Raw genomic sequence first — 19,588 nt, 5'->3', positions numbered from 1 at the left:
AAGAACCTGACCAGGTAAGTCAGGTTCTTTCTCATTAATTTAAGTTAAGCCAAACGCTCTTCACTTCTGTATAGTTATTTAATGCGTAAGATCCCATTTCACGGCCGAGACCAGATTGTTTAAATCCTCCAAATGGAGATGCTGCATCAAAGACGTTATAACAGTTTACCCATACTGTACCTGCACGTACTTTACTTGCAACATAGTGTGCAGTTTTAACATTTTCTGTCCATACACCAGCAGCTAAGCCAAATTGAGATTTATTCGCACGTTCAATTACTTCATCAATATCGTTAAACGGTATTGCAGAAATAACTGGACCGAAAATTTCTTCTTTTGCGATCGTCATTTCGTCATTTACGTCAGCGAATACTGTAGGAGAAACGAAGTAGCCTTGATCGAATGGATTATTTCCTCCGCAAAGTACTTCAGCGCCTTCTTCAATCCCTTTTTCAATGAAGCCCATTACACGTTTTTGTTGTTCTTCGGAAACGAGAGGACCGATTGTAGTTTCTGGACTTAGACCAGCGCCTTGATTTAATTTTTTAGAATAAAGGACGAGATCAGCCATGACATTATCATACATTTTCTTCGGAACAAATAAGCGTGATCCAGCAGAGCATACTTGTCCTTGGTTAAACATAACACCAGAAAGTGCACCAGGAATCGCGCGAGATAAATCAGCATCTGGCAAGATGATATTTGGTGATTTACCGCCTAACTCAAGTGTAACGCGTTTTAATGATTCGGATGCTTGTCGCATAATTTGTTTACCGACAGGAGTAGAACCGGTAAATGCAATTTTATCAACGAGTGGATGATTAACGAGAGCTTGTCCAGCTGATTCACCGAATCCAGGTACGATATTAATAACACCTTTCGGGAATCCAGCTTCTTCAATTAATTCAGCTAAGTATAGAGCAGATAGTGGAGTTTGTTCTGCAGGTTTTAAAACGATTGTACATCCTGTAGCAAGCGCTGCTCCCATTTTCCACATTGCCATAAGAAGCGGGAAGTTCCAAGGGATAATTTGACCAACGACACCAACAGCTTCATGGCGTGTATAGTTAAAGTAATCACCGGAAACAGGAATTGTTTGACCAACGATTTTCGTAGCCCAGCCAGCGTAATAGCGCATATGCTCAATTGCAAGTGGTATGTCTGCTGCCATTGTTTCACGGATTGGCTTTCCGTTATCTAATGTTTCGAGCTGTGCAAGCTCTTCTTTATGTTCTTCCATTAAATCAGCTAACTTGTACATGAGACGGCTTCGCTCAGCAGTGCTCATACGAGACCAAGGACCTTCGTCAAAAGCCATACGAGCTGCGACTACAGCTTTATGAATATCTTCACGACCAGCTTCAGAAACGACGGCAAGTGTTTCACCAGTTGCTGGGTTAGGTGTTTTAAATGTTTTTCCGGAAGCGCTTTCAATGAAAGATCCATTCACATATAACTTTTTTGTACCTTGAAGAAAATTTTCTACCTTTTCATGAAGATTTACAGCTAGTTGACTCATTGTATAACCCCCTTGAAAATATAATGTAAACGCAGTACGAGACGGCGCTTATTCCGAAATCAAGGATGTGGAAACTAGATGGAAAGCCTCTAATTAAAATCATAATTAATAAATACTGAAAATTCAAATTTCATTTGTGTTACAATTGTAAAAAATATGTAATGTAACAGAACCTTCTATATGATTGTAAAAAATCCTGCTTGTTTTTGCTTTCTAGTAGGAAAAACTAGAAGAACAATGGTACAATAATACATCGTGAGAGGAGGGGGAAAAATGAAAGATTATCATGATGATCCACGCTTTCGAATAGCCCATAGAGAAGCGTTAATTGGTCTTGGACTTGCTATTATTAATTTTATAATATGGTACGGATTCGCTTATGGGCTTGGTAGTAAAAATCCGAGTGAATATACATATGTATTCGGTTTTCCCACATGGTTTTTTTATAGCTGTATCGTTGGATTTATCGTTATGGTTATTTTACTTAGTTTAGTTGTTCGTTTTGTATTTCAAGATATTTCACTCGATGAGGAAGAAAAAAGTGAGGAATAATAGATGAATTGGTATGTAATCATTCCAATGATAATTTCGTTTATCGTTGTATTTTTAATTGGTGTATATGCTTCAAGACGCGTGCAAGCAACTGCTCATAATAAATTTTTACAAGAATATTTTCTAGGTGGGCGTGAGCTAGGCGGTTTATTATTAGCGATGACAATGATTGCTACGTACGGTAGTGCAAGTAGCTTTATTGGTGGCCCTGGTATTGCTTACAATATGGGGCTTGGATGGGTACTGTTATCTGCGATTCAAGTTGTAACAGGGTATATCGTTTTAACGGTTATCGGTAAAAAGTTTGCAATTATCGCTAGGAAGATGGAAGCAATTACTCTTATCGATTATTTAAAAGGGAGATACAATAATAAAGCAGTTGTTATACTTTCTGCGTTATGTATTATTATCTTTTTATTTTCGGCGACAGTAGCCCAGTGGGTCGGCGGTGGACGATTAATTGAGTCACTAACGGGTCTATCGTATACAACAGCACTATTTTTATTTACTTTTTCTGTACTTGTGTACGTATTAATTGGTGGATTTCGTGCAGTCGCGCTATCAGATACATTATTAGGAATCATTATGTTAGTTGGAACGACAATCATTTTAATTGCTACTGTCATTGCTGGTGGTGGAATTGAAAAGATTATGCAGGAACTTGTTCAAATTAATCCAAATTTAATTACACCATTCGGAGCAGATGGCAGTTTAACGAAATCATATGTTACATCATTTTGGATTTTAATTGGAATTGGCGTTGTAGGTTTACCGCAAATTAGCGTGCGTGCCATGTCTTATAAAAATTCAAAAGCTATGCACCAAGCTTTAATAATTGGAACAGTTGTCGTTGGTACAATTATGATCGGTATGCATTTAACAGGTGTATTTGCAAGAGTAGTACTTCCAGGTATAACGGTACCAGATAAAGTAATGCCGCTACTTGCGATGGAAGTGTTGCCACCGTGGTTAGCTGGAGTTTTCTTAGCCGCACCAATGGCAGCGATTATGTCTACAGTAAACTCTTTATTATTACTTGTAAGCTCGTCAATTATTAAAGATATATACGTAAATTACATAAAGAAAGATGCAGCAGACAGTACGATAAAAAAAGGAAGTTTGTGGATTACTGGTATTGTAGGACTACTCGTTTATGCAGCGGCGATTAAACCACCAGATTTTTTAATATGGCTAAATTTATTTTCTTTCGGTGGATTAGAAGCAGCATTCATTTGGCCAATCGTATTAGGGTTATATTGGAGGAAAGGAAATGCTACAGGAGCGCTTGCTTCCATTTTCGTTGGAGTAGGTTCATATATGTGTATTCATCTTTTCTATCCAAATCCGTTCGGTATACATACAGTTGTCTTCCCAATTTGTTTTGCGTTTATCGCTTATGTTATTGGAAGTATGAGTGCTGTAAAAAAAACAGTATAGGTTAGCTGAAGAACGTAGTCCTTATAGGACTGCGTTTTTTCGTATGAATTTGTTCTTTTTTATTCTGTATATCCACGTTTATTCATAAATTAATAACAACTGAGGGGATGGAGTTGAGGTCGATGAAAAAAGTGTTATTTTTAGGAGACCCAGGCATTGATGACTCTTTAGCAATTATGTATGGATTGTTGCATCCTGATATTGATATTGTTGGGGTAGTAACGGGATATGGAAATGTAACACAAGAAAAGGCGACAAGTAATGCCGCATATTTATTGCAAATGGCAGGACGGGAAGATATACCTGTTATTAATGGTGCGAAAATTCCTTTATCCGGAGATGTTACAACGTATTATCCAGAAATTCATGGGGCAGACGGTTTAGGGCCAATTAAACCTCCAAAAACTTTTTTGCCAAATATAAAGCCTTTTTGTGCATTTTTTGATCTTCTTGAAAAATATAAAGGGGAATTAATAATAGTCGATGCTGGTAGATCAACAACACTAGCGACGGCATTTATTTTAGAAAAGCCGATGATGAAGTATGTGAAAGAATATTATATAATGGGCGGTGCTTTCTTAATGCCTGGCAATGTAACACCAGTCGCAGAGGCGAATTTTCATGGTGATCCGATTGCGTCGCAATTAGTTATGCAAAATGCTAAAAATGTGACATTAGTACCACTTAACGTTACATCTGAAGCAATTATTACGCCGGAAATGGTAAAATATATTACGAAACACTCTAAAACGAGTTTTAATAAGTTAATCGAGCCGATATTTACGTATTATTATAAAGCTTATAGAAAGTTAAATCCGAAAATAAAAGGAAGCCCAGTACATGACGTCGTTACAATGATGGTTGCGGCAAATCCATCCCTTTTAGACTATGTATATCGTCGTGTCGATGTAGATACAGTTGGAATTGCAAAAGGAGAGAGTATTGCTGATTTTCGGCCTCAACCTGATGCAAAAGCATTAAAAAATTGGGTGCGAATTGGTTGGTCGTTACATTATAAAAAGTTTCTTGAGGATTTTGTGAAATTTATGACGTAGACATAATGGGAGCATACAAGTTAAAATAATGGAGATGGTTATTTAAATGACCATCTCCATTAATTTGTTTTTTAATGATAAATAGAGAAGAGTTACACAATAGGAGAGGAATTTTACTTGAAAAAAACTATAGTATGCGCAGTAATTGTGGGTATTTTCGTTTTGCTAATATCGGGTAACTTTTTAGTGAAAAAAGTATGGAGTTCAAATAATGATGATGCACAGTATATTGCATCTTTTATTGAAGAACATAAAGATGAAAAAAATAGTGCACTTCTAGTAAAGAGAAATGATAAAGTTGTTTATTCTGTAAATCCCAATGTTGTATTGCCAGTCGCTAGTACGATGAAATTAATTGTGGCGCTTGAATATACGAAACAAGTTACTGAAGGGAAAATTGATTCGTCTAGTTTAGTTTCGATTAATGATGTGAATCGTTATTATGTTCCGAATACAGATGGAGGTGCACAAGATAGATGGCAAAAGTATTTGGAGAAGACAGGCAAGATAACTGAAGGAGCGGTTTCTTTAGAAGAAGTGGCAAAAGGAATGGTTAAGTTTAGTTCGAATGCGAATGCTGAATACTTAATGGAATTGTTAGGATTAGATAACATTAATCGGAATTTACAAAGTTTATCACTTCCTGCACATCAACCACTATTTCCAATCGTTTCATCTTTATATATCCCGGGATATTTGCATAAAGAATTGCATGTTCCAAAATATAAAATAGAAAAAAAGTTAAAAGAAATGTCTCAAGAGCAATATCGTGAATATGCGATGAATATTCATGAACGCTTAAAGAAGAAGGGACCATTATTACAGAAGGAAATTCCGCTTTATTTAGAGGAACGTTACGACAAAATTTGGTCAGATAGATTACCAGCAGCTTCCGCAAATGATTATATGGTATTACTTCAAAAAGCAAACCATAAAGGCGGCTTGACAGAGGCTGAAGAAAAAGTATGGGCAAATATCGTTGAAACAGACATGAGTGCCAAGAAATACCGTAAAACATTTAGACATGCTGGGCAAAAGAATGGTTACACACCATGGACGGTGACAAAAGCAGTTTACGCTATGGATAAACGTGGAAACTGTACAGAAATTGTGTTTTTAGCGAATAATTTAAATGAAGACGATAGTGCAGAAATACGGAAACATTTAGCAAACTTACATTTCCAAGTGTTGCAAAGTGATAAGTATGATGCGACTTTTATTAAATAAACTCGGTGCAGAGAGCACCGAGTTTATTTTTATGTACAAGCACTTTTTTTCTATCTCTGGGTATGATGGGTAGTAATACTTAGGTGAGAGGGGAAAAGGTGATGAAACAGAGTAAGGAAGAGTTTATAAAGAGTGAAGGCGCTGATTTCCCTGGAAAAACATATGTGGATTGTGTATTACAACATGTATTTGATTTTCAACGAAATTACTTATTGAAAGATATGTTTCAAGTGCATAAAGCACATATTACGATGTTGACTGAAGAAAGTTTAATGAAAATAGAAGAAGCTAAAGTTATATTAAACGCACTTAGAAAAGTAGAGCGAATACCAAAAGATAAATTGGTATATACAGAGCAGCATGAAGACCTCTTTTTTTTAGTCGAACATTTAATTTCTCAAGAAGCGAAATGCGATTTTGTAAGTAATATGCATATTGGTAGGAGTAGAAATGATATGGGTGTAACGATGTATCGCATGAGTTTAAGGCGATATGTACTACGGTTAATGGAGCATCATTTGTTATTGCAAGAAAGTATATTACAACTTGCCGATAATCACAAGGAAACGATTATGCCAGCTTATACACATACACAACCAGCACAGCCAACAACATTTGGTCATTATACTTTAGCAATTTATGATACGATGCAAAGAGATTTAGAACGAATGAAAAAAACGTACCAACTTTTAAATCAGTCTCCAATGGGGGCGGCTGCACTCTCTACAACAAGTTTCCCGATTAAACGAGAACGAGTTGCTCATCTACTTGGATTTACAAATGTAATTGAGAACTCATATGATGCTGTTGCCGGGGCGGATTATTTATTGGAAGTTAGCTCGCTACTTATGGTAATGATGACGAACACGAGTAGATGGATTCATGACTTTTTGTTGTTAGCAACGAAAGAATATGACGGTATTACTGTTGCAAAGCCATATGTACAAATCAGTAGTATAATGCCGCAAAAACGAAATCCAGTTTCAATTGAACACGCTCGTGCAATTACGAGTGGTGCTTTAGGAGAAGCATTTACAGTATTTCAAATGATCCATAATACGCCATTTGGTGATATTGTCGATACGGAAGATGACTTGCAGCCGTATTTATATAAAGGAATTGAAAAGACCATTCGTGTTTTTTGTATGATGAATGCAGTTGTTCGAACGATGAAAGTAGAAGAAGAAACGTTGAAAAGTCGTTCCTATAAACATGCAATTACGATAACTGATTTCGCAGATGTTTTAACAAAAAATTATGACATTCCATTTCGGCATGCTCATCATGCAGCAAGTGCTATTGCAAATATGTCATTGGAGCAGAAAAAAGAACTACATGAATTACACTTCAAAGATGTAAATATGTATTTGCAAGAACATTTTAAAATAAATTTATTAGAAAAAGAGTGGAAAGAAATTATATCGCCAGAAGCTTTTATTCAAAAAAGAAATGTATACGGTGGACCGAGTAAAAAAGAAATGGAGCGCATGATTAAAAATCGAAAAGAGTCATTTCAAAATGAAGAAGAGGTATTTGAAAGGGAAAAACAAAGAATTTTACAAGCTGAAACGAATTTGAATTCATTAACTTTGAATATTGTTGAATCGTAAAAGAGGAATTTAGTGAATTAATCGCCAATACTTTATGAAACTATAAATAGAGAGAAGAGATTGTCGATGATTCAATTATATGTATATGAAGAGATTTTTCATTTTAAAGAAGATGTTACAACATTTCTAGAAAAGAATGAGCAGGAAAACAATCTCATATTAGGTGTATTACAAATGGTCCAAGAACCGATATTTATGGGGATAGCGAAACAAGGAGAAGAAATTGCCGTTGTATTTCTGCAAACAGAAGAGAAGAAACAAATCATTGTTGCAACTTCTGAAATTGCAGGAGTAGCTATTGAGGAACTTGCAAAAGAGTTAACGAAAGTATACCCGGATATTCCTGGATTGATCGGTAATAAGAAAATTGTACAGAAATTAGCGGAAGAGATTGCGGTATTAGAAAATAAGAAAACGAATGTTGCAATGGAGCAAGGTGTGTATGAGCTGAACAAAGTAAAGAAGAGGTGTAATGCGAACGGACTTTTCCGGGCAGTAAATAATGATGAATTACCATTAATAGAACAGTGGATATATCAATTTTGTGAAGATGTAAAGCTTCCTACTACGAAAGAAGAAGCAAAACAAACTGCGCATACATTAATAACTACAAATCGACTGTTTGGTTTGGAAGTGGATAGGAAACTCGTTTCTGTAGCTGCAAAAACGAGACCAACTAAAAATAATATAACAGTTAATTTTGTATATACGCCGAAAGAAGCAAGGAAAAAGGGATACGCATCTAATTGTGTAGCGGCACTTAGTCAATGTATGTTAGATGAAGGGTACAAGACGACTACGTTATATACTGATCTAGCGAATCCGACATCTAATAAAATTTATCAAGAAATCGGTTATGAGCAAATTGCGGAGTCTGTGCTTATATTTTTAGAGAAGTAGAACAAAAAGGTGTGCTAAAATAGCACGCCTTTTTATTATTCATCAATCCTAATAACCTCGCCTTGAGGGAAGTCCTCAGTTTCTAGTAAGTTACGAATAGCTTTCGCAACATATTCAGGTGATAATAGTTTTCCTTCTTCTTTTAATGCAATGAAGCGGTCCAAATTTATAAAATCTTCTTTATTTGTTTCACGAATTTGTGATTGCATATTTGTATCAACAACACCAGGTGCAAAAGCGACGATTTTTACTGGATATTCTTTTTCTACTTCTTCAGTTGCTACGCACTGTGTAAACATATTTACACCAGCTTTCGTTGTGCAATAAGCGCCCCAGCCAAAGTAAGGATTTTTTCCTGCACCAGATGAAATGTTAATAACGCGTTTATCTACTTTCCAGCCTTTCGTATGCTTCATAAACGTAGATGTAAGAATCATAGGTGCAAGTAAATTAATGTGAACGTTCGTAATGAATTGTTCGCTTTCAGCTTTTTCAATTGGCTTCATAGGTGCAACTGTACCCGCATTATTAATTAAATGAATAGAGGATACATTTTCTTTTCTAATAGATGAAATGATCTCTTTAAAGTTAGTTTCTAAGTTATGTACATCTTGAAGATCTAGGGAATGAAAAATGCAATTGCTGTTATATTGTTCTGCAAGTTTAGTAAGCTCTTTATTTTCTCTTCTAGAAATAGAGATGACAGTTGTATTTTTTTCTAATAATTGCGTGGCAATAGCTTCCCCTAAACCTTGTGAAGTTCCTGTTATAATAACATAGCGCATAGTTTTATAAACTCCTCTCATATGTGCGGAATTTTGTTGGACAACGTACATCCCATAGGTTGTCTACATTTTATAGTATAGAGCACTTTTTACTATAAATGAAATGAGATGATTGTGTGCCTTTTATAAATCGTTTTACGACAACAGTACCTGGTGCCGTCACGTTCACTGGGAATACACTGGGACTTAGTCCTACATCACCTGCACCAGGTAATATTTTTGGTACACTTGCTGTGTTTACGACAGTAAATACAGCATTGCAAGTACCAGGATTCCCAGCAGGGACAACAGATGAATGGGAATTGAATTCTTCAAGTGCAATTTTAAATCTTCCAGCGGGAAGCAGTGTGTTATATGCAGAATTAGTTTGGGCTGGTACGTTCCGGACTGATACGGAAGATGTGTTACCATTTTTAAATGATAACATTACATTTACAACGCCAGCAGGGACGTTTTCTGTTACGCCAGATCCTGTTACCGCGCAGCAAGGTTCAGTAGGAAACCAGTTTTATTATGCTCGCTCTGCCAATGTAACGAATCTTGTTAGTGCAGGTGGAGCAGGAACATATACAACGGGTGCTGTGCCAGCTGCAAGAACTTCAGCCGACCCAACAATCAGTCGTTCAGCTGGATGGACGCTTGAGGTTGTGTATCAAAATGCCAATTTACCACTTCGAAATTTGTCAGTATATGCAGGTCAAGAAATTATTGATGCTTCATCACCACCAGTTGATGCCACTATTTCAGGATTTGCTACTCCAGCTACAGGAGCTGTAACAGGACGAGTGCTCGTAACTGCTCAAGAAGGTGATTCTAACATTGTTGGAGATCAACTTCGCTTTGGACCGAATGCAAATGCTACAGTTGCATTATTCGGACCGAGAAATCCTGCGAATAATTTTTTTCAGTCACAAATTTGTAATGACAGTGGAAATTTAGATACGAGTGGCACGTTTGGAGATTTGAATCAGCCGTTAGGGATAGCTTTGGCCGTCCGAAGACAGGGGTGGGATATTACAAATGTAGATGCCTCCTCATCTTTAGTAAACAATCAAACATCAGCAACGGTTCGATTCGTTACTAATGGAGATGGATACGCTGCAGCTGGTTTTGGGGTTCAAATTGATGCAACGGGGCCAATTATTAATCCTGTTAAATCGGTCAATAGAACAGTTGCAGGAGTTGGAGATATTCTTACCTACACAATTACAGTTCCTAATACAGGTACAGGAAGTGCAGAAAATGTTATATTACAAGACAGTATTCCGAACGGAACGACGTTTGTTACAGGTAGTGTAACAGTAGGTGGAGTAACACAGCCGAATGCGAACCCTGCTAATGGAATTAATTTAGGCACAATCCCAAATAACACGCAAAGAATTGTTACATTTCAAGTACGAATAACATCGTTTCCGAACCCAAATCCTATTTTAAATCGTGCAATGGTGTCATATCAATTCCGTCCTTTCGTTAGTAGTCCTCCTATTACAAGTACGTCTTCTTCAAACACAGTACAAACGACAGTGAATCAAGCGACTATAAGTATGCAAAAATCTGTAGATTTACAGACGGCAACGCTTAATGATGTATTAACGTACACAGTTAATGTCACAAATAATGGGAACGTTACTGCAAACAATGTTATTTTTGTTGATAGTATACCTGCTGGAACAACATTTGTTCCAAATAGCGTTACAGTGAATGGAGTAGCACGCCCAGGAGCGAATCCAGCAAGTAGTATAAATCTTGGAAGTATTAATGCTTCGCAAACGACTATAGTGCGCTTTCAAGTTCGAGTAACATCTAATCCTCTTGTCAATCCAATTCCCAATCGTGCAAGTGCTACATTTACCTTTACTCCAGTGCCTGGTCAACAACCAGTTTCAGGGCAAGCGACAAGTAACACTGTAGTTACGACCGTTAACATAGCTGATATAAGAACGAGAAAAACAGTGGATAGAGCTTTTGCGACGGTAAATGATGTTCTTACGTACACTGTTACAATTGAAAATACAGGAAATGTACTTGCGACGAACGTTATTTTTCAAGATCCGACCCCAATTGGAACGACATTTATCGCAAATAGTGTGACTGTGGACGGGGTTTCACAACCTGGGGCAAATCCAGCAACTGGGTTTACAGTAGCTAATATATCTCCTGGCGGAAGTAGGACTGTTACATTTCGAGTACGAGTTACATCTACACCATCGGGAGGTACGATTGCGAATCGCGGAAATGTGTCTGCTAATTTCGTCGTTATTCCGAATCAGCCACCGATAACAATTAATAGACAAACGAATACAGTTGTGACACAAGTTAATACAGGCGGTTTAAATGTAATAAAAGAAGTGAATACAACGCAAGCGGCGGTAGGGGATACTTTAACATACACAATTGCCGTCCAAAATACAGGAAACGTTCCGTTAACAAATGTATTTTTCCAAGACCCTATTTCTTCTGCTGTTTCATTTGTTGCAAATTCTGTAACAATTAATGGAGTATCGCAAAGTGGATTGAATCCGAATACAGGATTTTCTCTTCCGAATATTCCTGCGGCTCAAACAGTTGTAGTCACATTTGACGTATTAATTGTACAGGATCCAGAAAATGAAGATATTTTAAATCAAGCAAATGTAACAGCAAGTTTTCAAGTGAATCCGAGTGAACCACCAGTAACCATCAATGTTCCGAGTAATGTTGTGAATACGACAGTACAAACAGGGAACTTTGAAGTTGTGAAATCAGTGAATACGGCTGTTGCAACTGTAGGGGATATTTTAGTATATACAATCGAAGTTATAAATGCAGGTAGTGTACCAGCTACAAATGTATTTTTCCAAGATTCAATTCCACAAGGGACATTATTTATTGAAAATAGTGTAGTTGTGAATGGTGTTTTACAAGAAGGGGCAGATCCAGAACTTGGATTCCAATTAAATGATTTGCCTACTGGCGCGAGTGTTATTGTTACGTTTGAAGTATTAATTGATGAAATTCCCCAAGGGAATAATGTCGTAAATAATGCGAATGTAACTGGAGATTTCCTTGTAAATCCAACAGAGCCACCGATTACTGTAACAGTACCAAGTAATACTGTTATGACGATTGTGAATTCTTCAGGGTTAAATGTAATGAAAAGTGTAAGTGCTACTGAAGCCGGTGTAGGAGATACGTTAACGTATACAGTTCGTATACAAAATAGTGGAACGGTGACAGCGACAAATGTATCATTCCTTGATCCGATTCCAGTTGGAACCACTTTTGTAGCGAATAGTGTAACAATAAACGGGACACCTCAACCAGGTTTAAACCCGACAATTGGATTTCCACTTGCTAATATTCCAGTAGGAGGTATGGTGACGGTCACTTTTCAAGTGGCAATCACGAGTGTACCACCAAATAGAGTTCTTCCGAATAATGCGAATGTAACTGCTGATTTCCAAGTAAGTCCTCTCCAGCCACCAATTACAATTGTAACGATTAGTAATATTGTTGTGACGCGAGTGAATGTAGGATCACTTAATGTAATGAAGAGTGTAAATACACCACAAGCCGGTGTAGGAGATACGTTAACGTATACGATTCTTATTCAAAATACAGGAACTGTTCCTGCAACAAATATTGGTTTTCAAGATCCAATTCCGTCTGGTACTGCGTTTGTAACAAATAGTGTGACGATAAATGGAGTTGTTCAGCAAGGTGCGGATCCTATGCTAGGTTTCCCGGTACCAAATATTCCGGTCGGGCAAACGGCTACGATTACGTTTCAAGTTACAGTGACGAGTGTTCCGAGCGGTGGAAATATAAGAAACCAATCGAACGTTACTGCAAGTTTTCTTATAAATCCAGCAAACCCTCCAATAACGACTGTTACAAATAGTAATTTTGTTGTGACGCAAGTAAACACAGCACAGTTAAATATACAAAAATCTTCATCTGTACAACAAGCAGCACTTGGAGAAACTTACACGTATTCTGTTGTCATTCGGAATAACGGTACAGTAACAGCAACGAATGTCTCTTTCCTTGATCCAATTGCTTTAGAAACAACATTTGTAGCAAACAGTGTAACGATAAATGGAACGCTACAACCTGGATTTGACCCAAATGTTGGTTTCCCGCTTCCTAATATTGCTGCTGGAACATCATTGACAGTAACGTTCCAAGTTACGGTAGTTGCACCGTCTACACGTGGAGCAGTATTAAATACAGCATCTGCTACAGCCACTTTCTTATTAAATCCTTTACAACCACCTGTAACAACCACGAATTCAAGTAATACAACGGTAGTTACAATACCGTTACCTCCTCCTGGTGAAGTAACAGCAACAAAAACAGTTGATGTTGCAACTGGGGCCGTTGGGGATGTATTAACGTATACTGTGCTCATTTCAAACGTAGGAATTATCCCTGTTACAGATGTGTTCTTCCAAGATGTCATACCAGAAGGAACGACGTTTGTTGACAATAGTGTAACGATAGGTGGAGTGCAGCAACTTGGTTTAAATCCAGAAATAGGATTTACAGTTACTCCATTATTAATCGCTGGTGGAAGTATTGAGGTCACATTCCAAGTGACGATTACAGAAATTCCAGATAATGAAGTCATATTAAATGATGCAGATGTTACATTTACTTCACAACCAAATCCGCAGGAACCACCGATTACGGAAACGATATTAACAAATTTAGTCGTTACGGCAATTAATATAGCGTTTATTTTTCCATTGAAACTAGTAGATAAAGAAGTAGCGACGGTAGGAGAAATATTAACGTATGATGTATTGATTTTTAATTTCGGAACAGTGCCAGCGACGAATGTTCAATTTATCGATACTACTTCCGCGGGTGTAGCATTTGTACCAGGAAGTGTGAGCATAAACGGGGTACCAGCACCAGGATTAGATCCTTTCATTGGTTTTACAGTTCCAGATATACCTGTCGATGATTTTGTACTTGTCACATATCAGGAAGTGGTTACAAGCATACCAGAAGGTGGAACGATTGTTAATTTTGTAGACGTTACAGCTACATTTGCTGTAAGTGAAACAGAACCGCCTATTACGGAAACAACGACAAGTAATACGACATTAACAGAAATCAATGAGCCTGGTTTGAATGTTTTAAAATCAGTGAGTCAGCCGGTTGTTGCAGTAGGCGATACAATCACATATACAACAGTAGTTCAAAATACAGGAACAGTGCCAGCAACGAATGTTCAATATAGTGATGTATTACCTTCCTCTATAGCATTCGTGCCGAACAGTGTAACGATAGATGGTGTGTTACAACCTGGATTCAATCCGAATAACGGATTCCCGCTTCCAGATATAAATCCAGGTGAAAGTGTAGAAGTCACCTTCCAAGTAACCGTTGTTAGTGCGCCATCAAACGGAACAATTGCCAATACGGCAAATGTAACTGGAAGTTTTGTATTAGTACCAGGAGAACCACCAGTTATAGTAACAGAGCCGAGCAATACAACACTTACAACTGTAAATAGAGGGCAATTTAATGTTATTAAACAAGTAAATAGGGTTGCTACTCTCGTTGGAGATATATTAACGTATACGGTTCAAATAACGAATACAGGAACAGTAACAGCTAATGCTGTTCAGTTTGTTGATACCATTTCAGCAGGGGCGTCATTTGTACCAAATAGTGTAACGATAAATGGAGCCTCGCAACCAAACTTAAATCCAATTACTGGATTTGGAGTTGGAGATATACCGGTAGGTGAAACAGTCATAGTGACGTTTCAAGCGACAGTTACAAACATCCCGTCATCAGGAACAATTACGAACGTTGCAAATATAACAGGAAGCTTTACTTTAGTGCCAGGAGAACTACCAGTTGTAGTAACAGAGCCGAGTAATACGACGATAACTAGAGTGAATAGAGGACGATTCAGCGTTATAAAATCTATAAATAAAGAAGCGACACGATTAGGAGATACGTTAACGTATAGTGTGCAAGTTACAAATACGGGAACGGTAACAGCAACGAATGTTCAGTTTATCGATGTTCCATCACCTAGTTTAGAATTCGTTCCTGGAAGTGTACAAATAAATGGGGTTCCGCAAGTAGGTTTAGATCCATTTGTAGGCTTTGCATTGCCTGATCTTGCAGTAGGGGATAGTGTATTAATTACATTTGAAGTAAATGTAATCGCAGTTCCGCCTTCTAGTAGCATTATGAATACAGCAAGAGTAACGGGAGATTTCGAATTGATTCCAGGAGAACCTCCGTCTACAATTACAAATTCAAGTAATACGACGGTTACGCCGGTAAATAGAGGCAGCTTAGATATGCTAAAAGAAGTAGACCATTCAGTTGTTGGTGTAGGAGAAACGGTAACGTATACTGTTCGTATATTAAATACTGGTACTGCTGATGCAATGAATGTTCAATTTATCGATGTGCTATCTCAGGAAGCTGATTTCATTCCAAATAGTGTAACGATAAATGGGGTTCCGCAACCGGGGTTAAATCCGCAGATTGGATTTACGATACCTGATATACCAGTTGGTGAGACGGCACTTGTAACATATGAAGCTACGATTACAAGTTTTCCGGATGGTGGAACAGTAGTAAACGTTGCTGGAGCGTTAGCAGAATATATTTTAGTACCAGGAGAGCCGCCAGTTACAGTGATGGACACGAGCAATACAGTTATTGTAACGGTAAATACTGCAATCTTATTTGTTGCAAAAGGAGCAAACTTTGAAGTAGCAATGATAGGGGATGTTGTCACTTACGGAATCGCTGTTATAAATGATAGTACAGTTCCTGTGACCAATATTGTGTTAACAGATATCATTGATCCGAATACGCTATTTATAAATGGTACGGTAACGGTAAATGATGTACCTCTTCCATTTGCTAATCCGAATACTGGTATTCCGTTAGGTGATTTTCAGCAAAATGATGCAGCAATTATTAATTTCCAAGTTGTAATAACAGGAGGGCAAGTAAATAATTTAGTTACAAATACCGCTACAGCGAATGGGCTCGCAACTGTAAATCCGAATGAGCCGCCAGTAGTAGTTGAAGGTGATAGTAATACAGTTGTTATCCCGTTTATTCCTCAAAATGTCTCAACGACAGTCGTAAAAACGGCAGATTTACAGGCAGCAACAATTGGAGATGTCATTACGTTTACGACAGTCATCACAAATACGGGTGATACTGTAATGCAAAATATTCGTTTTCAAGATATGTTAGATAGTAGTGTTCGATTTGTTCCTGGAAGTGTAACGGTTGATAATAGGCCAGTGCCGAATGTAAGCCCGGCAGTAGGGTTTCTTATCGGAATTTTAAATCCTGGTGAAGCAAGGACAGTTTCGTTCCAAGTAGCAGTACAGAGCGCGCCAAATGGCTCAGGAAATTATATAAATCAAGCGAGTATTCGTTTTGAACATCAAGTAGGCACAGTATTGCCACCTGTTACACAAATAGTAGAAAGTAACATAGTTGTCATTCCATTTGTTCCAACGATTGAACAAATTTGTGAAACAAACTTTAATTGCTTAGATAAAATTCCATTTCAATGTTCTCCGTGTAATCATTTGCATGGACATAAAAAATAAAAACAGAAAGAGCATCCTGAAAAATAATTGGATGCTCTTTCTGTTTTAATCATATAGATTCATTTTCGGGTGAGGTGAAAAATTCGTCGGTTTTGTCGGAGAGTAGTAATGGAATGGCTCCTTTTATAACAGAAATGTCCCAGTCCCACCATGCGAGATTCTCTAGTTTGTCAATCGTTTCTTGTGGGAAACGATATCGAACAAATTTTGCAGGATTACCAGCTACAATTGCATACGGGGGTACGTTTTTTGTAACAACGCTTCTGGCGCCGATAATGGCCCCGTTACCAATTGTAACACCAGATAAAATGCAGGATTGATAACCGATCCATACATCATTGCCGACTACGATATCACCTTTTGAAGAAGGGTGACCAGTAATATGTGCTCCTTCATCAAAAAGTGCATTAAATGGATAAGTTGTTATCCAGTCTGCGCGATGTTCACCGCCGAGTATGAAAACGACTTCTTCTGCTAATGAACAAAACTTACCTATTTTTAATTTTGTTTCATCGTTCCAAGAAAAAATGGTTGGCCCTACTTTACTATAAGTATAATCACCAATATCATATTTATTATATTCAGGTTTTTGATTTAAATATAACATGCTTCTTCAGCCTCCTTTCTCAATTAAGCGATACGTATGGAATATTATATGCAAGATGTAGTAATGTGAACTGTATTAATAGGTGAAATGAAAAAAAGGGAGTGGGATGTATGCGATACGAAATGGGTTTATATAATAAACCGTTTCAGTCAATTCAATCAGGAAAAAAAGTATATGAAGTACGCCTATACGATAAAAAACGTCAACTAATAAACAAAGGTGATGAAATCGTATTTACGAATCTTACGACGACAGAAATGATGACGGTAAAAGTAACGGAAATAAAGCGATACGAGAGCTTTAAATCTATGTATGAACAAATTGATAAAAAATTATTGGATTGTGAGAATGATAGTTTAGAGGAAATGTTAGAAAGTACATACAAAATATATACGAAAGAACAAGAAAAAGAGTGGGGAACAGTCGCGATTCGTATTGAGGAAATAAAATGATAAGAAATCGCGGGGCGGCTATCATTGTACAGGAAGGGAAAATTGCTCTTATAAAACGTATTCGAGAAGAGGAAACATATTATGTTTTTCCTGGCGGAGGGGTTGAGGAAGGTGAAACGCCTGAAGAGGCAACGAAAAGAGAGGTATATGAAGAATTAGGGCTACATATAAAAGTGGAGCACCTTATTGCAAAGGTAAAATATAAAGGAAATGAATATTATTATGGTGCCTATATTACAGGCGGAGTGTTCGGAAGTGGAACAGCTGAGGAATTTCAGCGGGAAGGTAGAGGAAGTTATATTCCGTTATGGCTACCGATAAACGAGTTGGAAAAAGTGAATATAAAACCTTATGAAGTGGTCGGAAATATATTTAATCATTATAAAATATAACGTCTGACAACATACAAAAAAAACCATTGACATAGGCTTCTGATTTAAGTATTGTATTCGAGTATGTTTATAATCAGGAGGTTTATATGAGCAATCAAACTACTACACATCATGTGAAAATGACAACAGCGGATCCATCTGGAATTGGTCTATTTGGATTAGCAATGGTAACACTTGTAGCATCATCTCAAAAGTTAGGCTTAACAGATGGCGTTTCACTTGTATTACCATGGGCAATCTTTTTAGGAGGATTTGCACAAATCTTTGCTTGCATTCACGATGCAAAGCATAACAATACATTCGGTACGACAGCATTTGGTGCGTACGGCCTATTTTGGTTAGGTGTTGGAATGACTTGGTTAATTCAACTTGGAGTATTTGGCGAAAAATTAGCACAAGCTGCAGATTCAAAACAGCTTGGTGTAGCCTTTATCGGATATTTGATTTTCACAATCTTTATGACGATTGGTGCAATGGAAACACATAAAGTATTATTTATGATCTTTGTCCTTATTGATTTCTTATTTATTGGTCTTTCATTAAGTACTTTAGGTGTTATGCCGCACGCAATGCATAATTTAGCAGCATATTCTGAACTTCTTATTTCATTATTATCTTTCTACGGTTCAGCAGCAGCAGTGTTAAATACACACTTTGGAAAAGTTGTTTTACCAGTAGGAAAGCCTTTTGGTATTTTTAAAAAGTAATAAAAAAGCACAGATGATTGTATAGTCATCTGTGCTTTTTTATTTATCCCGCTATTTGCCGGGCAGTAAGACCCCCCACCTCAAAATTCAGTGGAAGCAAAGAAGTTAGGTGAGGGCCCTGCTGCCCGTAAAAGTCCGATTGGTTCAACTAATAATGAGTGGGGGATGAACAAAACTCCCACTCATTAAAGTTTCACTTTATTTGAAATAAGTAATATAAATAAAAGTAGAAAAAATCAATTGAAATTGATTCTCATTATTAATATAATGAGAATGAGAATCATTTAATGTTAGAGGGGGATGCCAAAGTGGCAAAAATTTTAATAGCTTATGCAAGTATGTCAGGAAATACAGAGAGTATTGCTGATTTAATTAAAGTTAGTTTAGATGCTTTTGATCATGAAGTAGTATTGCAAGAAATGGAAGGCATGGATGCTGAAGAATTATTAGCTTATGATGGAATCATTTTAGGATCTTATACGTGGGGCGATGGTGAATTACCATTTGAAGCGGAAGATTTTCATGAGGACTTAGAAAATATAGATTTAGCTGGGAAAAAGGTAGCGGTATTCGGATCAGGTGATACGGCGTATGAACTATTTTGTGAAGCGGTAACGATATTTGAAGAACGTCTTGTAGAACGCGGTGCAGAGCTTGTACAAGAAGGGCTGAAAATTGAATTAGCTCCAGAAGATGAAGAGGATGTTGAAAAATGCAGTAATTTTGCAATTGCATTTGCTGAGAAGTTCTAAGAAT

At 37.3% G+C, this 19,588-nt stretch carries 14 protein-coding genes; 11 read left to right on the top strand and 3 right to left on the bottom strand.

Annotated features, from left to right (window positions below):
* Positions 1-34: 34 nt before the first annotated feature.
* Entirely contained in the window at positions 35-1,519 is a 1,485-nt protein-coding gene (dhaS, locus tag DOS87_RS19960) for an aldehyde dehydrogenase DhaS (protein WP_000080306.1), read from the bottom strand.
* 273 nt (positions 1,520-1,792) lie between these two features.
* Here dhaS and DOS87_RS19955 point away from each other — a divergent pair, with 273 nt between their 5' ends.
* From DOS87_RS19955 to DOS87_RS19930, 6 genes are all read left to right on the top strand, one after another.
* On the top strand, positions 1,793-2,071 hold the full coding sequence (locus DOS87_RS19955) for a YhdT family protein (RefSeq protein WP_000656243.1): 279 nt from the start codon (positions 1,793-1,795) through the stop codon (positions 2,069-2,071).
* A 3-nt stretch (positions 2,072-2,074) separates the two neighbouring features.
* Complete coding sequence (gene panF / locus DOS87_RS19950) at positions 2,075-3,508, top strand: sodium/pantothenate symporter (protein ID WP_001104822.1); 1,434 nt, start codon at positions 2,075-2,077, stop codon at positions 3,506-3,508.
* Between the two features lie 122 nt (positions 3,509-3,630).
* Entirely contained in the window at positions 3,631-4,563 is a 933-nt protein-coding gene (locus DOS87_RS19945; protein ID WP_000756464.1) for a nucleoside hydrolase, read from the top strand.
* Positions 4,564-4,680: 117 nt separating this feature from the next.
* Positions 4,681-5,790, top strand: coding sequence for a serine hydrolase (locus tag DOS87_RS19940; protein WP_081143774.1), 1,110 nt, complete (start codon positions 4,681-4,683; stop codon positions 5,788-5,790).
* A gap of 101 nt (positions 5,791-5,891) precedes the next feature.
* The gene (gene argH / locus DOS87_RS19935) at positions 5,892-7,400 is read left to right on the top strand and encodes an argininosuccinate lyase (protein WP_014895313.1); all 1,509 of its coding nucleotides are present in this window, start codon (positions 5,892-5,894) and stop codon (positions 7,398-7,400) included.
* 66 nt (positions 7,401-7,466) lie between these two features.
* Positions 7,467-8,300 (top strand): GNAT family N-acetyltransferase, encoded by an 834-nt coding sequence (locus tag DOS87_RS19930; RefSeq protein ID WP_000615511.1) that lies wholly within the window; start codon positions 7,467-7,469, stop codon positions 8,298-8,300.
* A gap of 35 nt (positions 8,301-8,335) precedes the next feature.
* Here the strand turns inward: DOS87_RS19930 and DOS87_RS19925 are convergent, their stop codons facing one another.
* Positions 8,336-9,085 (bottom strand): (S)-benzoin forming benzil reductase, encoded by a 750-nt coding sequence (locus tag DOS87_RS19925; protein ID WP_001271058.1) that lies wholly within the window; start codon positions 9,083-9,085, stop codon positions 8,336-8,338.
* Positions 9,086-9,201: 116 nt separating this feature from the next.
* On the opposite strand from DOS87_RS19925, the gene DOS87_RS19920 reads away from it, so the two are divergent.
* Entirely contained in the window at positions 9,202-16,674 is a 7,473-nt protein-coding gene (locus DOS87_RS19920) for a DUF7507 domain-containing protein (protein WP_098853215.1), read from the top strand.
* Positions 16,675-16,723: 49 nt separating this feature from the next.
* On the opposite strand, the gene DOS87_RS19915 is transcribed toward DOS87_RS19920, so the two are convergent.
* Entirely contained in the window at positions 16,724-17,281 is a 558-nt protein-coding gene (locus tag DOS87_RS19915; RefSeq protein ID WP_000966311.1) for a CatB-related O-acetyltransferase, read from the bottom strand.
* 110 nt (positions 17,282-17,391) lie between these two features.
* On the opposite strand from DOS87_RS19915, the gene DOS87_RS19910 reads away from it, so the two are divergent.
* The 4 genes from DOS87_RS19910 (at position 17,392) to DOS87_RS19895 (ending at position 19,584) form a co-directional block, all read left to right on the top strand.
* Complete coding sequence (locus DOS87_RS19910; protein ID WP_001268365.1) at positions 17,392-17,733, top strand: ASCH domain-containing protein; 342 nt, start codon at positions 17,392-17,394, stop codon at positions 17,731-17,733.
* Positions 17,730-18,125, top strand: a complete 396-nt coding sequence (locus DOS87_RS19905; RefSeq protein ID WP_000620834.1) for an NUDIX hydrolase — start codon at positions 17,730-17,732, stop codon at positions 18,123-18,125. The genes DOS87_RS19910 and DOS87_RS19905 overlap by 4 nt, the downstream gene beginning before the upstream one ends.
* An 86-nt stretch (positions 18,126-18,211) precedes the next feature.
* On the top strand, positions 18,212-18,832 hold the full coding sequence (locus DOS87_RS19900; RefSeq protein ID WP_000070938.1) for an acetate uptake transporter: 621 nt from the start codon (positions 18,212-18,214) through the stop codon (positions 18,830-18,832).
* A 308-nt stretch (positions 18,833-19,140) separates the two neighbouring features.
* Entirely contained in the window at positions 19,141-19,584 is a 444-nt protein-coding gene (locus DOS87_RS19895; protein WP_001062758.1) for a flavodoxin, read from the top strand.
* The last annotated feature ends 4 nt before the right edge of the window (positions 19,585-19,588 follow it).

The sequence above is a fragment of the Bacillus sp. CR71 genome, assembly GCF_003429245.1.
In the GTDB taxonomy this organism is placed as follows: Bacteria; Bacillota; Bacilli; order Bacillales; family Bacillaceae_G; genus Bacillus_A; species Bacillus_A thuringiensis_S.
This window is presented reverse-complemented; position numbering and strand designations above follow the sequence as displayed.

Bases quoted from the DNA above. Each gene is read 5' to 3' on its own strand.
- DOS87_RS19910 (WP_001268365.1), top strand. From the start codon at position 17,392: ATGCGATACGAAATGGGTTTATATAATAAACCGTTTCAGTCAATTCAA.
- DOS87_RS19905 (WP_000620834.1), top strand. From the start codon at position 17,730: ATGATAAGAAATCGCGGGGCGGCTATCATTGTACAGGAAGGGAAAATT.
- DOS87_RS19955 (WP_000656243.1), top strand. From the start codon at position 1,793: ATGAAAGATTATCATGATGATCCACGCTTTCGAATAGCCCATAGAGAA.
- DOS87_RS19945 (WP_000756464.1), top strand. From the start codon at position 3,631: ATGAAAAAAGTGTTATTTTTAGGAGACCCAGGCATTGATGACTCTTTA.
- DOS87_RS19925 (WP_001271058.1), bottom strand. From the start codon at position 9,085: ATGCGCTATGTTATTATAACAGGAACTTCACAAGGTTTAGGGGAAGCT.
- DOS87_RS19930 (WP_000615511.1), top strand. From the start codon at position 7,467: ATGATTCAATTATATGTATATGAAGAGATTTTTCATTTTAAAGAAGAT.
- DOS87_RS19900 (WP_000070938.1), top strand. From the start codon at position 18,212: ATGAGCAATCAAACTACTACACATCATGTGAAAATGACAACAGCGGAT.
- DOS87_RS19915 (WP_000966311.1), bottom strand. From the start codon at position 17,281: ATGTTATATTTAAATCAAAAACCTGAATATAATAAATATGATATTGGT.
- panF (WP_001104822.1), top strand. From the start codon at position 2,075: ATGAATTGGTATGTAATCATTCCAATGATAATTTCGTTTATCGTTGTA.
- argH (WP_014895313.1), top strand. From the start codon at position 5,892: ATGAAACAGAGTAAGGAAGAGTTTATAAAGAGTGAAGGCGCTGATTTC.
- dhaS (WP_000080306.1), bottom strand. From the start codon at position 1,519: ATGAGTCAACTAGCTGTAAATCTTCATGAAAAGGTAGAAAATTTTCTT.